At 45.6% G+C, this 14,924-nt stretch carries 18 protein-coding genes; 13 read left to right on the forward strand and 5 right to left on the reverse strand.

What is annotated here, in order from left to right; all coding sequences use genetic code 11:
* The first annotated feature begins 3 nt into the window (after positions 1–3).
* Complete coding sequence (locus HC752_RS20575) at positions 4–456, forward strand: EVE domain-containing protein (RefSeq protein WP_190337078.1); 453 nt, start codon at positions 4–6, stop codon at positions 454–456.
* A 3-nt stretch (positions 457–459) separates the two neighbouring features.
* On the opposite strand, the gene HC752_RS20580 is transcribed toward HC752_RS20575, so the two are convergent.
* Both HC752_RS20580 and HC752_RS20585 read right to left on the reverse strand, forming a co-directional pair.
* Complete coding sequence (locus tag HC752_RS20580; RefSeq protein ID WP_190337079.1) at positions 460–1,305, reverse strand: Cof-type HAD-IIB family hydrolase; 846 nt, start codon at positions 1,303–1,305, stop codon at positions 460–462.
* Between the two features lie 126 nt (positions 1,306–1,431).
* The gene (locus HC752_RS20585) at positions 1,432–2,433 is read right to left on the reverse strand and encodes an alpha/beta fold hydrolase (RefSeq protein ID WP_190337080.1); all 1,002 of its coding nucleotides are present in this window, start codon (positions 2,431–2,433) and stop codon (positions 1,432–1,434) included.
* A gap of 78 nt (positions 2,434–2,511) precedes the next feature.
* On the opposite strand from HC752_RS20585, the gene rhtB reads away from it, so the two are divergent.
* From rhtB to arsJ, 6 genes are all read left to right on the forward strand, one after another.
* A complete protein-coding gene (gene rhtB, locus HC752_RS20590; RefSeq protein WP_190337081.1) occupies positions 2,512–3,129 on the forward strand; it encodes a homoserine/homoserine lactone efflux protein in 618 nt (205 codons plus the stop codon).
* Between the two features lie 100 nt (positions 3,130–3,229).
* Entirely contained in the window at positions 3,230–4,495 is a 1,266-nt protein-coding gene (locus HC752_RS20595; RefSeq protein ID WP_190337082.1) for an EAL and HDOD domain-containing protein, read from the forward strand.
* A gap of 127 nt (positions 4,496–4,622) precedes the next feature.
* Positions 4,623–4,955, forward strand: coding sequence for a metalloregulator ArsR/SmtB family transcription factor (locus HC752_RS20600; protein WP_190337083.1), 333 nt, complete (start codon positions 4,623–4,625; stop codon positions 4,953–4,955).
* A gap of 70 nt (positions 4,956–5,025) precedes the next feature.
* Positions 5,026–6,027, forward strand: a complete 1,002-nt coding sequence (locus tag HC752_RS20605; protein WP_190337084.1) for an ArsJ-associated glyceraldehyde-3-phosphate dehydrogenase — start codon at positions 5,026–5,028, stop codon at positions 6,025–6,027.
* Between the two features lie 11 nt (positions 6,028–6,038).
* Entirely contained in the window at positions 6,039–6,542 is a 504-nt protein-coding gene (locus tag HC752_RS20610; protein WP_190337085.1) for a cyclin-dependent kinase inhibitor 3 family protein, read from the forward strand.
* A 116-nt stretch (positions 6,543–6,658) separates the two neighbouring features.
* Positions 6,659–7,879: an organoarsenical effux MFS transporter ArsJ gene (gene arsJ / locus HC752_RS20615; RefSeq protein ID WP_190337086.1), complete on the forward strand. Its 1,221-nt coding sequence runs from the start codon at positions 6,659–6,661 to the stop codon at positions 7,877–7,879.
* Positions 7,880–8,046: 167 nt separating this feature from the next.
* On the opposite strand, the gene HC752_RS20620 is transcribed toward arsJ, so the two are convergent.
* Both HC752_RS20620 and HC752_RS20625 read right to left on the reverse strand, forming a co-directional pair.
* The gene (locus tag HC752_RS20620) at positions 8,047–8,517 is read right to left on the reverse strand and encodes a Dps family protein (RefSeq protein WP_190337087.1); all 471 of its coding nucleotides are present in this window, start codon (positions 8,515–8,517) and stop codon (positions 8,047–8,049) included.
* A 109-nt stretch (positions 8,518–8,626) separates the two neighbouring features.
* Positions 8,627–9,457, reverse strand: a complete 831-nt coding sequence (locus HC752_RS20625) for a LysR family transcriptional regulator (protein ID WP_190337088.1) — start codon at positions 9,455–9,457, stop codon at positions 8,627–8,629.
* Positions 9,458–9,578: 121 nt separating this feature from the next.
* Between HC752_RS20625 and HC752_RS20630 the strand changes: the two genes are divergently transcribed.
* Together HC752_RS20630 and HC752_RS20635 are read left to right on the forward strand one after the other, a co-directional pair.
* The gene (locus tag HC752_RS20630) at positions 9,579–10,298 is read left to right on the forward strand and encodes an SDR family oxidoreductase (protein WP_190337089.1); all 720 of its coding nucleotides are present in this window, start codon (positions 9,579–9,581) and stop codon (positions 10,296–10,298) included.
* Between the two features lie 124 nt (positions 10,299–10,422).
* Entirely contained in the window at positions 10,423–11,445 is a 1,023-nt protein-coding gene (locus HC752_RS20635) for an acyltransferase (protein WP_190337090.1), read from the forward strand.
* A gap of 21 nt (positions 11,446–11,466) precedes the next feature.
* Here HC752_RS20635 and HC752_RS20640 read toward each other — a convergent pair whose 3' ends face one another.
* Positions 11,467–11,796 carry a DUF2500 domain-containing protein gene (locus HC752_RS20640; RefSeq protein WP_190337091.1) on the reverse strand — a complete coding sequence of 110 codons (330 nt, stop codon included), beginning with the start codon at positions 11,794–11,796 and terminating at the stop codon, positions 11,467–11,469.
* Positions 11,797–12,029: 233 nt separating this feature from the next.
* Here HC752_RS20640 and HC752_RS20645 point away from each other — a divergent pair, with 233 nt between their 5' ends.
* From HC752_RS20645 to HC752_RS20660, 4 genes are all read left to right on the forward strand, one after another.
* Positions 12,030–12,395 (forward strand): DUF4145 domain-containing protein, encoded by a 366-nt coding sequence (locus HC752_RS20645; protein ID WP_190337092.1) that lies wholly within the window; start codon positions 12,030–12,032, stop codon positions 12,393–12,395.
* 943 nt (positions 12,396–13,338) lie between these two features.
* Complete coding sequence (locus HC752_RS20650) at positions 13,339–13,962, forward strand: lysoplasmalogenase family protein (protein ID WP_190337093.1); 624 nt, start codon at positions 13,339–13,341, stop codon at positions 13,960–13,962.
* Positions 13,963–14,006: 44 nt separating this feature from the next.
* Entirely contained in the window at positions 14,007–14,243 is a 237-nt protein-coding gene (locus HC752_RS20655; protein ID WP_190337094.1) for a YecH family metal-binding protein, read from the forward strand.
* Between the two features lie 86 nt (positions 14,244–14,329).
* The gene (locus HC752_RS20660; RefSeq protein ID WP_190337095.1) at positions 14,330–14,920 is read left to right on the forward strand and encodes a YhgN family NAAT transporter; all 591 of its coding nucleotides are present in this window, start codon (positions 14,330–14,332) and stop codon (positions 14,918–14,920) included.
* Positions 14,921–14,924 lie beyond the last annotated feature (4 nt).

Here is a 14,924-nt window from a genome sequence, read left to right on the forward strand (position 1 = left end):
ATTATGTCATATTGGTTATTTAAAACTGAACCAGATGAGTTTTCTATCGATACTCTGCGAGTGAAAAATGTATCGTGTTGGGAGGGAGTGCGCAATTATCAAGCGCGTAACATGATGCGAGATGAGATAAAAGTCGGCGATTTGGTGTTTATCTATCATTCATCTTGCAAACATATAGGGGTGGCCGGCATTGCGAGAGTGACGAAAGAAGCCTACCCTGACCACTTCCAGTTTGATGAAGACAGTGATTACTATGATTCGAAGTCAGACCCTGAAAACCCACGTTGGGTGATGGTGGACATCGAGTTTGTTCGTAAACTGGATAGGTTAATCCCATTAGCCAAGCTCAAGTCTTTACCCGAATTGAGTGAATTGCCTTTGGTAAAAAGAGGAAATCGCCTGTCCATTATGCCGGTGTCGGAACAAGAGTGGCAGACGATTTTGGCGCAGGAGTAAGGGTTAATCGTTTCTTATCAAATGCGCTTTGAGGTAGTGCGCAACGGCATCGTCAGCGTTGCTGCCAATGATGTCGTTGTTGGGCAGGGCAAGTTTCACTTTTTCATGAGACGTTTCCATGACCAGCCCTTTGCCCGCCATGGCTAACATTTCAACGTCATTCATGCCATCACCAAACGCGATGCAGTGTTCAAGCCCAAAGCCCAGTTGTTTGGCAACCGCTTCCAACGCGTCCCCTTTTGACACGCCAGCGGCCATGACTTCTAAGCACCACGGTGTGGAAAAGGCGACGTTCAGCCTGTCGCCAAAGGCTTCATTCAAATAACCTTCAAATCGAACCAAATGGTCATGATCGGGGTAGGTGAAAAACAACTTGGCAATCCCATCGGTTGGGGCGTTATCCACCTCAAAGCGTTGATACGTAAAGCCAGATTCCTTGTGGAAATGTTTGAGTGTTTCGTCTTCGCGATCCAGTAACCATGATTCATTCTGGTACAGATGAATGACGATGTCTTGGTCTGCTTTGATGATGTCTACAATAGGTTGCACCAGATCGGAAGGCACATTCTGGCTGTACATCAAGTTATCATTGGTGTCGTGCACACGAGCCCCATTCGACGTGATCATATAAGCGGGAATGCCCGCTTGGCTCCGAATTCCAGCCACATCGACGTGGTGTCTGCCCGTGGCGAAAATAAAATGGGTGCCTTGCTGATGTAGGGCTTTCAGTGTGGATTTAGTGAACTCACTGAGCTGGTGGTTAGGCGCAAGGAGTGTTCCGTCGAGGTCGGAGGCGACGATGTGAAATGCAGAATCGTTGACATTGGAATCGCTGGTAGTCGTCTTCATAAGGTATGTGGGTACTCATCGTTATCAGTGGGGAAACTATCAACAAACCTTAGTCTAATTCAGTCGTTAAACAAAAAAGAGGGTAATTCCGCATTTCCTCTTTTAGGCTGCCAGAGGCAACAGACCCTAATTATGATGCGGGGTATTTCTTTGAAAGAAACCAAGAATGTTTTCAAGGGCGGTGTTGCGTATGTGATCACGTTCAAACAGCAACTCATGTCGGGAGCCAGGCAGGCTAACCATCTGGGAGGTGCGTTTCTCCTGTTTTAGGTTTTGCATAAATTTCGATTGCGCTTGATTGCTCACAATGATGTCATCGCCCGCTTGCAGCAGCAACAGAGGGGTTGTGATGTCGGCGGCATTATCGACACAGGTTTGCGCTGAGGTCAGGCTTTGCGATACCCAGCGGCTACTTGGTCCACCGAGTTTGAGCTGCGGCATGGATTCATACAAATCACGAAACCATGTGTAGCGTACTTTGCTCAATGTGAGTGGGTTGTTTTCGAAGGGTTTACTCCAATATGCGCCTTGACCTAGGGCAAAGTTGGGTTGGCTTGACAAGGTGTCGAGAAGCACACTGAGCCATCGTGCTATTGGGCGCATGTACCAAGACAAATTGACGCCAAACATAGGGGCGCAGAGTGCCGTCGCGACAAACGGATGGTTGGGGTGGGTTTGCAAATACCGAGTGCAGATCGCTCCGCCCATCGAATGCCCCAGTAAGAAGGAGTGTTCGTAACGCGAGAAGTGGAATTGTTCGACCATTAACGCCATGTCGTCCACATAATCGCTAAAGTCCATCACGTGCCCTAACTCTGGGTTTGCTGTGAGCCTATCGGACAAGCCCTGACCCCGATGATCGTAAGAGTAGATGTCGTAGCCTTGTTGGAAGAGATCGAAGAAGAGTTCTTGGTATTTCCAGGTGCTTTCAATACGCCCATTCACCACCATAATGGCTTTGGTGTGTTTCGGTGACGTCAGAGCGATCCAATAGAGGCGTTGGTTGTTGGTGCCCTGCGAGTAGCCGTGTTGCCTTTGTTGCCAAAAAGGCGCAATCTGTTGGGCATAATATTGCGAAAAGGAGTCTTCCTGACTGAACGGGGGGGAGGAGGAGGCGAATTCGCTCATGGTTTTCTCTGTTAGATGGTCGGCTGTAAGTATATTGTACGCCGAAAGTGACGACTGAATGAAAAAAGGATGGCAGAAATGGATACCCAAGTTTTATTGACCTATATCTTCACGGCAATCATTTTTAGTTTCGCACCGGGCTCAGGAACTGTGAACTCGATCAGCAATGGTATCAATTATGGGATGCGTAAGTCGTTACCTGCGATCGTGGGTTTACAAATTGGGCTTACTTTTCATATTGTTTTAGTCGGAGCAGGGATAGGCACCTTGGTTGCACAGTCCGCAATGGTCTTCACTGTAATCAAATGGGTTGGTGTGGGCTATCTCATTTTTCTTGGTGTCCAAAAATGGCGAGAAACCAAAAGCTTAACCGTTTCTACAGAGCCAAAACAAACCTCTGGATGGCAATTGATGCGAAGTGCGGCTTTCATCAATTTGACCAATCCGAAGTCGATTGTTTTCCTCGTTGCCCTGTTTCCACAGTTTATCGATCCGGCTCAAGATCAGATGACTCAACTTGCCATACTTGGCATAGCTACCGTTGTCATTGATATTGTTGTCATGCTTTTTTACACCGGAATGGCTGCGCAATTAAGCCGCTTTATCCGATCAGAAAAGATGATGTTGAGAATGAATCGGTTTTTTGGCTCCATGTTTATCGGTTGTGGTGCTTTGCTGGCGACGGCAAAAGCGTAGCATTGGTGGATATTAATAATTTGGACTACCGATACGCATGGAAATACGGTATCTTCTCGGGTCAGTGATACCTTTAGTTTGTGGTTTTGGGTAATTATCTATGTACACCTATGTTGCACGGCAACCTATTCTGAATAATAAATGCCAAACCATAGGCTATGAACTACTATTCAGGGACGGGGAGCATAACGCATTTCCCGCTCATGTGGATTCCAATCGTGCGACCTACCGCTTGATCGCTGAGAACTTCCTCACTTTTGGCAGCGACGCGACGTCTAAAGTTTCCCGCTATTTCATTAACTTTCCTCACGAAAGCCTGATTCGCTTGTTACCTATGGCGTTGCCCAAAGAACAAATCATTGTCGAAGTGCTGGAAACGTGCCGTCCAACCGAGGATTTGCTGCACGCCCTCCGCTATTTGCACCGCCATGGTTACGCCATTGCGTTAGACGACTTTGATTTGGGTGAAGAATGGGAGCGATTTGTTCCTTATGCAAAAATCATCAAGATTGATCTGATGCAAGTGGGTATCGAGCAGGCGTGTGAATACGTTCGCCAAAAAATAGCCGCAGGGTCTAAATGCAAATTCCTAGCCGAGCGAGTTGAAACGTATCAGGAGTTTCAGGCGGCGCGTGAAGCGGGTTTCGATTTTTTCCAAGGCTTTTTCTTCAGCAAACCAGAAGTCATTCGTAATCGCGCCGTCAAACCAGAGCAAATGCTTTCACTTGAGCTTTTCCAAGAAGTTTGCCAAGCCAATGTTGACTACGATCGCATCGAAATGTTGGTGACTCAAGATGTGACGCTCAGCTATCAATTGCTGCGTTTTGTCAATGGTATGACGCCCAGAATCTCGGTGCCCATATCCTCGTTTAGACAAGCATTGGTTTACCTTGGACAGGATAAACTGAAACAGTTTGTCTCTTTGGTTGTGGCGTCTTATGTGTCGAATAAAAAACCGTTGGAATTGCACAAACTCTCTTTGCAGCGTGCGCGTTTCTGCCATTTAATGACCCGTTACCGTCCTTTCGATAGCCAACGTGATCAAGCGTTCATTATTGGACTCTTCTCATTGTTGGATTCCTTTCTCGACCATTCTATGGACAGCTTACTTGAGCAGCTCCCATTATGTGCCGAAATCAATATTGCTTTGCTCCAGCGAGAAGGCCCACTGGGTCAGTTGCTGACGCTTGAAGAGCACTTTGAGAACGCTGATTGGGATGGCGTTGAGAGCTTATGCCACTCATTACAACTGAAAGTGGATGATGTGCGTAATGAACTTCACGAAGCCATGAACTGGAGTGAGCACATGCAAGCCATGATACTGACTAATATGAAGCCACCTAAAGCCGTAGAAGGGAAGCTTTAAAAGCGGCTTTCCCCTCTTTAATACCCCCATAAGCTATATGACAATTCTATGAATTCATTCTTCCTCTCTTGACCTAAAGCCATTATTTTTTAATATATACGGATATGCGAATATACTAAGGACGGCTATGTTACCTCACCTGTTTTTCAAGATGCTGTCAGACGAAACGCGTTTGAGATGCTTACTGCTTCTCGCCCGAGAAGGCAGCCTTTGTGTGTGTGAATTAATGGATGCATTGGAAGAGAGCCAGCCCAAAATCTCACGCCACCTTGCACAATTAAGGCAATCGGGTGTGTTGTTGGATGAACGCCGTGGGCAATGGGTGTATTACCAAATCTCTTCAGAATTGCCTGGATGGCTAAAGAACGTGATTGAGGGTATTGCCACTTCGGAATGTTTGAAAGTGCAGTATCGGGCGGATATTGAGCGCTTGAATCGCGCTGACAGGCCGTGCCAGTAGATTTGTCCCCTGAACTCGCATCTTGAGGTCACTTGGGTATCACAATTTCCCTAAATGGAAGAAAAAAACGATGACAATTAAAGTAGGAATTAATGGTTTTGGCAGAATTGGTCGCCTAGCACTGCGTGCGGCGTTTGATTGGTCTGAAATCGAGTTTGTTCACATTAACGATGTGGCAGGCAATGCAAAAACCTTAGGCCATTTGCTGGAATTTGATTCAATTCAAGGACGCTGGCAATACGAAGTGAACGTCGATAACGACGACATTGTGATCAACGGACAGCGAATCACGACCTCTCAAAATGCCTCTATTGCAGACACAGATTGGTCTGGTTGTGATGTGGTGATTGAAGCGACAGGTGTGCATCGCCAAACCTCTTTCCTGAACCAATATTTAGAGCAGGGTGTGAAGCGTGTTGTGGTATCCGCGCCAGTAAAGGAAGAAGGCATTGCGAACATCGTTGTGGGCGTGAATGACCATATCTTCGATCCAGCGACGCATAAAATTGTGACCGCTGCCTCCTGCACCACAAACTGTATCGCCCCTGTTGTGAAAGTCATCCATGAGAAGTTGGGGATAGCACATGCCTCTTTCACAACGATCCACGATTTAACCAATACCCAAACCATTTTGGATGCGCCTCATAAAGATCTTCGTCGTGCACGGGCATGTGGCATGAGCTTAATCCCCACGACAACGGGCAGTGCAACCGCGATTGTGGACATTTTCCCTGATCTAAAAGGCAAGATTAATGGCCACGCAGTGCGCGTGCCGCTCGCGAATGCATCGTTAACCGACATCATTTTCGATGTGAAAACAGACACCACACCTGAAGAAGTGAATGCGTTGCTAAAAGAAGCCTCGGAAGGTGAATTGAAAGGCATTCTTGGCTTTGAAGAGCGCCCACTGGTATCGATTGATTACAAAGGCGACCAACGTTCTACGGTTGTTGACGCGCTTTCAACCATGGTGGTGGGAACTCGAATGGTGAAAATCTATGCGTGGTATGACAACGAAATGGGCTACGCGACTCGTACGGCAGAATTAGTACGTCACGTTGGTTTGGCATAAAGAGGGAAAACATGTCTCATCCTACTTGGAATTTAGATCTAGAAATCGGTGGTTTGGTTTTAACGCCTTGCCCAGGCACAAAAGGCGTCTCTTTAGAGGATTCTCTCAAGCAACTTCAATCTCAAGGAGTGCAAGCCATAGTGACCGCTTTGAGCGATGCCGAACTGACCCATAAAGATGTCGCAGAGCTAGGGGCATTAACGGAGCTATTGGGCATGAAATGGTTTCAAATTGAAATTGAAGACGATTGCGCCCCCAGTGAAGCGTTCAATGCCAAATGGCAAAAAGCCAGCCCAGATTTGCACGCCATTTTAGAAGAGGACGGTAACGTTGCCATGCACTGCATGGGAGGGTCTGGACGTACTGGTTTGTTTGCGGCTCACTTACTGCTGGAGCAAGGCTGGGCGCTGGATGACATTATCCGAGAGGTGCAGGCGCTTCGTCCGGGGGCGTTTACCAAACCCGTGCAAGTGGAGTACATCGAGCGTGTGGCGTCCGACTATGCCTCGAAATAAGCCGATCTCTCATTAACGAAATTGATCGTTTGAAGGCTTTGAGATCATGATGATCTCAAAGCTTGATTACCTAGGTCAACTGACCTTAGCCCTCACTGCCAAGCATGGGAGTTGTCATGTTTTCAGGTCTGAGTAAAAGTGTTCGCCAATACATGTTGGTGACGTTCAATTATTGGAATTTCACGCTGACGGATGGCGCACTCAGAATGCTGGTGGTGCTGTATTTCCACGATTTGGGCTACAGCACATTGGCGATCGCTTCGCTGTTCCTTTTCTACGAATTTTTTGGTGTTGTGACTAACCTCATCGGCGGTTGGTTAGGGGCCCGGCTTGGCTTAAATCGCACCATGAATATTGGTTTAGGGATGCAAATCATTGCACTGGCGATGTTGGCTGTGCCAACGGTGTGGTTGACCATTCCGTGGGTGATGGCGGCGCAAGCGCTTTCGGGTATCGCCAAAGATCTGAACAAGATGAGCGCCAAAAGTGCCATCAAAACTTTGGTACCAGAGGACAATCAAGGCGCCCTTTACAAATGGGTCGCCATTCTCACGGGGTCTAAGAACGCACTGAAAGGTGCGGGCTTCTTTATTGGTGGATTACTGCTTTCTCTTATCGGTTTTAAAGCGTCGGTATTGGTGATGGCAGGGGTATTGTCTTTGGTGCTGATTGGCAGCTTAATCGCACTTGAAAACAACATGGGGAAAGCGAAAAACAAACCCAAGTTCAGCCAGATTTTCTCTAAATCGGACAGCATTAACATTCTTTCCGCTGCACGCATGTTTTTGTTTGGTGCGCGGGATGTTTGGTTTGTTGTGGCGTTACCGGTGTATTTAGGTTCAGTATTTGGCTGGGATCACCTTTGGGTGGGTGGGTTTCTCGCGAGCTGGGTGATTGCTTACGGATTTGTTCAAGGCTTTGCCCCCAAGATTACGGGGAAAGTACAAGGGCGAGTTCCGGATGGTTCCGCCGCATTGTATTGGGCGCTGTTGTTGGCTGCAATCACGGGCATGATTGCATATGCCATCCAAATGTCGTGGTATCCACAATGGGTTATCGTTATTGGTTTGATGGTCTTTGGGGCGGTATTTGCCGTCAACTCGTCGTTGCATTCCTACCTGATCGTGAGCTACGCCAAAGGCGATGGGGTTTCGCTCGATGTCGGTTTTTACTATATGGCCAATGCGATGGGAAGGTTGATAGGGACAGTTTTATCTGGCTGGGTCTTTCAGGTTGCCGGGCTGTCGGCGTGCTTGTGGGTGTCGTTTGGTTTCTTAGTATTCACTGCGGTTATCAGCATCAAGCTACCCAAGCATCATCACGCTACTCAAACATAAAGTTACTCAAACATAAAGTTACTCAAACATAAAGCGACCTAAACATAAAGCCGTCACCGTTTAAAACGAAAAATCCCGGCAGAAGCCGGGTAAAGAGGGGGAACTCTAAAGCGGGTCAATAGACCCAATAGTGCAAGGATTATGTTCCGTGGCGAGCCTTTCAGACCCTACTGAAGCCAAGCATTCAGCATCCATACAAGTTTTTCTTGTTCTCGGATGTAATCGCCCATTTGTGCGGCTGTGCCTTCATCGTTAGCGTCGCCAGCAATGACCAAAATGTCACGTTGCTGGCGAATAAGTTGACCCAACCCCTTTACAAGCCCCGCCATCGTGCTTTGACCATCGAATGCTCGTGTGTGCTCTTCAATCGTGCTGACTTCTAAGTACTCCGAGAAGCTATGCAGTGGTGTATGCCCTAGGGTTAAAATACGTTCTGCGATTTCATCCACTTTGGTTTGTAAATCTGTGTAGATTTCTTCAAATTTTTCATGCAATTCGAAAAACGCATGACCTTTGATATTCCAGTGGTAGCCGCGGCTGTTCATGTACAGCACTTGATAATTGGCGAGCAGCTGATTGAGCGCTTGTGCTAGGTCTTCAGATTGTTGTTGGTCTAAACCGATAAGTGTCGAATTCATAACGCTCTCCCAAAGTGTTGGCTGTTTTTCTTTGCTATGGGAGGAGAATAGCTATGTCTATTGGTTAGTTAAAATCGATTGTAATTATAACTTCAATAGAGAAAAGCTATTACTTTCGATTTAATGTTTTCAATACCAGTTGAAGGGCAGGGTTCAAGCTGGTGTTGGTGGGATAGCACAACCCAATCCGGCGAAACATTCTTGGTCCATTTAACGTTTTGGTGACCAGCATGTTGGACGCCTCTAGTACCCCTGTTGGCAAAAAGGATATCCCCACCCCAGCTTGTGCTAAATGCATCACTTGCGTTTTGTGCTCCGCTTTGGCGACCAAGTTGACTGCTAACCCATCACATGCCAATAGCCCGACGGTTTGCTGGTGGGCTTCACACGGTGGGCATTCGATGAAATCGTGTTGATGCAGTTGGTTTAAATCCACCGTGTCTTGCTTCGCTAAAGGGTGCTCGGGCAGCATACAAAGCACGTAGTCTTCTTCCCAAAGTGGCGAGAAGATTTCGTCTTCTTGTTGAAACATGTCCAAGGAGATTCGAGCATCGTAATCCGCGTGATGATCCACGAGTTCGATCAGTAAGCTCGGGACGTGCTTTGCCAGCTTGGCAAGCAGTTTTGCGAGCTCCGACTGGCTGATGTCAGGAAACGTGGCGAGCTTAATGGGGAGGCATTGATTGCGTTCTTGAAACAGTGATGGCAGCTTTTGCACATCATGCAGTAAGCGGATCGCCAGCGGATATAGGTGATGCGCTTCGTCGGTGAGATCGACCCCTTTCTTATGCCGAACAAAAAGAGACGTACTCAGTTCTTCTTCTAACTGTTTAATGGCGTTAGAGATCGAAGGCTGGGAGACAAAGCAGCGTTCTGCGGCTAGCGTGATGTTCTTCTCTTCGTAAACGGCGACAAAGCTTTTCAGTAAGCGTAGATCCATGGTGACCTTCTCGTTTTTATCTATAAGTTAAATTTATCATAAACCTCAGAAAACGATATTTATCATTTATTTCTCTTATCCATATAGTGTCTCCCGTTCCCATGAAACAGAGAGAAAGAAGATGTCGAAATTAATTGTGATTACAGGTGCAAGTTCAGGTATTGGCGAAGCGGCGGCGAAAAAGCTGTCAGCAGAAGGGTATTCATTGCTTTTGCTGGCGCGTCGTATTGAAAAACTGGAAGCGCTAAATTTACCCAACACTCTATGTCGTAAGGTTGATGTGACCGATGTGAAAAGCTTTGAAGCTGCGATTGCAGAAGCCGAAAAAGCGTTTGGTCCAGTAGACGGTTTGATCAATAACGCCGGTGTGATGCTGCTGGGTAATGCCCATGAGCAAGATCCGCAAGAATGGAAAACCATGTTCGATGTGAATGTGATGGGCTTGCTTAACGGCATCCATGTTGTACTCGCGAAAATGAAGGCTCGCAAAACCGGTACTGTGATCAACATTAGCAGCATTGCCGGTCGCAAAACGTTCCCGAGCCATTCAGCTTACTGCGGCACTAAGTTTGCTGTGCACGCTATTACAGAAAACATCCGTGAAGAAGTGGCCGATGATAGCGTGCGTATGATCACCATTGCACCAGGTGCCGTGGAAACCGAATTGCTCAGTCACACGACCAGTGATGACATCAAAGCGGGCTACGAAGAATGGAAAGAGAACATGGGTGGGGTGATTGTGCCGGAAGACATTGCGAATGCGATCAGCTATGCCTATAACCAGCCACAAAATGTCTGTGTGCGAGAGATTGTGATCGCGGCAACGCGTCAGCCAGCGTAATGTGAGCTGTACTAACGAAAAGAAAATATTCACATGTTGTTGACGGTGATTCCTCTTTTCTGACCGTGGTTAACATAGTGCTCCCGACTTTTACTGATATATTTGGGAAAGTTGGGAGTGATTTATGCAACAACGAATTTTCTATTTTGATCTATTGCGATGCATTGCAGCGGTTGCCGTTGTCGCCATTCATGTACTTGGTCCCTATCGGCATTTGCTCGGGGATGCTCCGATGGGGCATTGGCTCAGCGCGGTAACGGTGAACAGCGCCATTCGTTGGGCGGTGCCTATCTTTATCATGATCACGGGAGCGTTATTGCTCAGTGATCAGCGTACTTTTAATCTGCGTTATTACATGCAGCGGCGCGTGTTGAAAGTGGTTGTGCCATTTGTGGTTTGGTCTCTTTTTTTTGCAGTGATAGCGTCTTACTCCCTAAAAGACGGGTTTAGCAGCCGTGCGTTATTGGAAAAAGTGTCGGCATTTTATAACCAGGAAACCTATTACCACCTTGGTTTTTTTTATTACTTCATACCGCTGTATTTCGTTGCGCCCTTTTTGACTCATTTGGCTCGACATGCTGCTGCTCATGCTCCGTTGACTGCCTTGCTAGTGGTTTGGATCATCACCACGACATTGAATCTGTTTTTTATCGATGGTGTGTGGTCGAATGACTTGTGGCTTTTTTCGGGGTATCTGATTTTAGGTTACTGGCTGTTTAAACAAGAAAGCGTGTCCACGTCATCCGTTTTGCTGATGGGGACGTTGGCCATTATGGCGATGGCTTGTAATGCGTACCAAGTAATTACATTGAGTTTAGAAGCAGAACAATATCGAGTTGGGCGGTGGTTGTCGTACAAAACCATTAACACAGTGATAGAAGCTGCAGCGCTGTTTTTATTGGTGAGATACTTTGCTCCCAAGCTAAGTGACAAAGCGAAACGCTTGGTTTCGTTTGTCAGTCGTCATAGCTTAGGGATTTATCTGATGCACCCGTTGATGCTTTTACCTCTGTATCAATGGCAATGGTACCAAGGTAACCACCCATTATGGGTTATCCCACTGTGGACAAGCATTGGGTTCTTCGGTGCACTTTGGATGAGCTGGGTGTTGTCTCGGTCTAGTTTTACAAGGTGGTTGGTGCCATAGCCACGATAGAGTAACTTGACTCTAGCGCTTGATGGCAAAGTGCATGAACTTCTGACCTTTATACGTCAGCGTTCCTTTATCTCCTGGATTCAGCGCATGATAGTAGTGGACACCGATTTGGAATTCACGTTTAGGACCGACTTTGCCTTTTTGAACGTAAATCCAATATTCTTGAGGTTCCTCTCCTTGCTGGGCATCAGGTACGTCAATGATTTGTTTGTCTAAAACGGTGACTTCTGTTGTTTGCTCTGGTGCATCTTCGCCAAAAGTATGGCGTTTTTGAAATTGAACAAAATACCAACCCGCCGCAAGTGCGAGAAGGAGCAATAAGGCAAACAGAGTAACGGGCATGAGGAAATATCATCTATGAAGCACAATGGTGTTCAATTTTACTCTGACTCGGCGCTTCGTCATAGGAATGCAACACAAATCGTGATCTGGCTAGAGAATTTGTTGCGGTAAGTGCGCTAAATTCAAACGGGGATAGCCATAAAACAGTAAGTTAGGTATATGCTGAGTTATAGTTATGAAACTGGTTTGGTTGGCTGAGGGTGACGCCAGCGACCCAGTAGGGAGGGACGGCAATGTCAGAAATTGAAAAAGTCGTGACAAGAACCCGCAAGCTGGAAAAGTTGCTTAGGGAACAATACCACGCATCTGGTGAAACGATGGCACAGTTGATTTCAAGTTGCGAAGAACGATTACCTCATAACGTGATCGATAAGTTGCGCTTTGTGGCCGCAACGAGCGACTTGCTTGTTCATGAGCATAAAGAAGATCTTGATGACCCTATTCGCTTTTTAAAGCTGTGTGATGAATGTGAAAAAGAGCTAACGCCGAGAAGTGGTCGATTCATATGGGGAGTGGCATTAAGTTTAATGATTGTGATTACATTAGCGGCATTGAGTTTTTATTATGCTCACTGGCAAGAGCTCAGTAAGCATCTGTAAACAGCAGAATTGATACGTAAAAAGGGTGACGCATATTGCGTCACCCTTTTTTGTTCGCTCTATTTAGAAATAGATTCGTCAGAACTTAGATGTAAAGCATTGGCAGCGTCATTAAACCAACAACTACTGCAATTATTACAAGTCCTTGTCTTTGTGAAGACGTAATCATAACGCTGCTCCTAAAATATGTAATTTATCCGTTGACAAAAAGAATAGCACTTGTTTTGGGTTTTGATCAAGTAATTATTTCTCTAAGCCTTAAAAAGATAACTAATCTAACGGATAAATGACAGTTTACGTCACTTTATCGTCAAGTTTTTGTTGTTTTTATTTTGAGCTAAATACGAATTTATGGCAAATTTTGATTTTAACTCATTGTTTTTATTTGATTATTTTATGGCTAAATTATGCCCTTTATATCTTGTTGTATAAATGTCTTCTCAATCTGTCATAAGCTATCTAGTTTCAATAAAACACAGTTTGTGATGGTGATGAGTGGTTTCAATTTTATTCCTATGAGAATAAATATCATTAGTGAGAAAATGAAGCTCAATAACTTAACTATGAATGGAATACGGTCTATAGGGGAGTGAGTAGGCTTTGGTTAGTGATTTTGATTTCATTAATTCCTTTTGAATCAATGAATTAACTTTTCTATTGTTGTCATGTTTTTATGGTTATCTAACAATAAATGAACCTGATAGATGCATTTTTTAGGATCTAAACCATTTTGATTGAGTGAGATGAGATTTTTTCATAGGACTGTTAATGGATTGTTTAATCATGTTGTGTGGTTGTTCTATAACCTGTTTGAAGATTAACCTAGATCGAATTATGAACATTTGTTACTGGACTTCGAACTATCTCTCTCTACACTGAGCCTCTACTTTTTGAGTGTCGCCATATTTGGTGGATTGAAACGGTTAAAAGAGGTCGATGAGGCGTGAAGCAATCCAATCTAATAGACATTGCAACTTCAAATGCATCCGACAGAGCGGTCAGCTATTTTAGGCCCATTGTCGCGTTTTTACTTTGTGCCGCTATTTGGTTAACCGTCCCTTTTTCAGAAGCCTCATTGTGGTTACTTTTAGGTATGGGAATGTTTGGGATCAGTGAGTGCCTACGTGCTTCCACTTCACCAACGTTAAAATTTTCCTTTCTTCTCGATTTATTTGCCGTTGTGGCCATCAGCGGTGCGTTTTGGGCTCAACTCGAAAGTGACATTATATGGTGGTTTCCTGCCTTTCTCTTTGCAGCAGGAGTGATTGTTTTCCTTCTTCTATTACCTCAGCTGGATAAGCTGCTTGGTCCCATCAGCGTCTTTGGAATGGTATTGACGCAGCTCTTGTGGGCTTCAGGAGAAGTCTGGTTGACTCAAATGAGCTTAGTCAGCTTATTGGGTGTCGTTGGGTGCCTCATATTGCTTGTGTCTCAAATAATATTTGTTTGGCACTATTTTAAAAGCCCAATTCGTAATGGCGAAGCATGGTGTTCAGCGAGCTACTTCATTGGCCTTTTTTTTATCTCTATCTCCACCATCATTGCGCTAAATCAACCGCTTGGTTAGCCCTTCCGTTAGTCTGAATGGCCATTTCCAAATTGGAGAAAACCATGTCTCAGTCTGTACACGCACATCAAGTTCTACATTTGCTAGCCGAGCAAGATCTTAGCCTTCCACACCTGCTAGAACGTATACAGCAGTCCTTTGGCGAAAACGCAACGTTTCACACTTGTAGTCGCGAAGGCATGAAAATAGAAGCGCTGCTTGAGTTCTTTGTGCAAAGGCAAAAAGTATTTGTCGAAGGTGAGATGATTTCGTTGAATGCCGCGAGAGTTTGTTCGCATTAATATTTTGATCTGTTTATTTAAACCATGAACCTTAAGGTAACTTGGGTATATACTTGTCGGCATTTGATGTCGACTTGAGATTTTAGATGGATATCTTATCCGCTGCTGTCATGCTGTTTTTGATTATGGATCCGCTGGGTAACTTGCCCGTATTGCTGTCCATACTGAAACACCTAGACCCCAAGCGAAGAAGAAAAGTGCTCGCTCGTGAGCTTGTCTTTGCATTGATGATTTTGCTGTTGTTCCTATTTGCAGGTCAGAAAATTCTGAATTTCCTGAATGTACAGGCAGAAACGTTGAGCATTTCCGGTGGTATTATTCTGTTTATCATTGCAATTAAAATGATCTTTCCGCAGCCCGGTGGTGTCGTTGGGTTAGCGGCGGGAGAAGAGCCGTATATTGTGCCTATCGCGATTCCAATGATTGCAGGACCGTCGGTGATCGCCTCTTTATTGCTGTTATCGAATCAGGAACCCGCGAGAATTTGGGAATGGTCCGGTGCGGTGATGATTGCATGGGGTGCCAGCTTTTTAATACTGATGTTTTATGACTTCTTCCACAAGCTGTTAGGGGAGCGAGGCTTGAAAGCTGTAGAGCGCCTAATGGGGCTCTTGTTGGTGATCATTTCAACGCAGATGTTCCTTGATGGCATCAGTGCCTACTTCAAAATGGCATAAGAGC

The organism is Vibrio sp. S9_S30 (assembly GCF_014694455.1).
GTDB lineage: Bacteria > Pseudomonadota > Gammaproteobacteria > Enterobacterales > Vibrionaceae > Vibrio.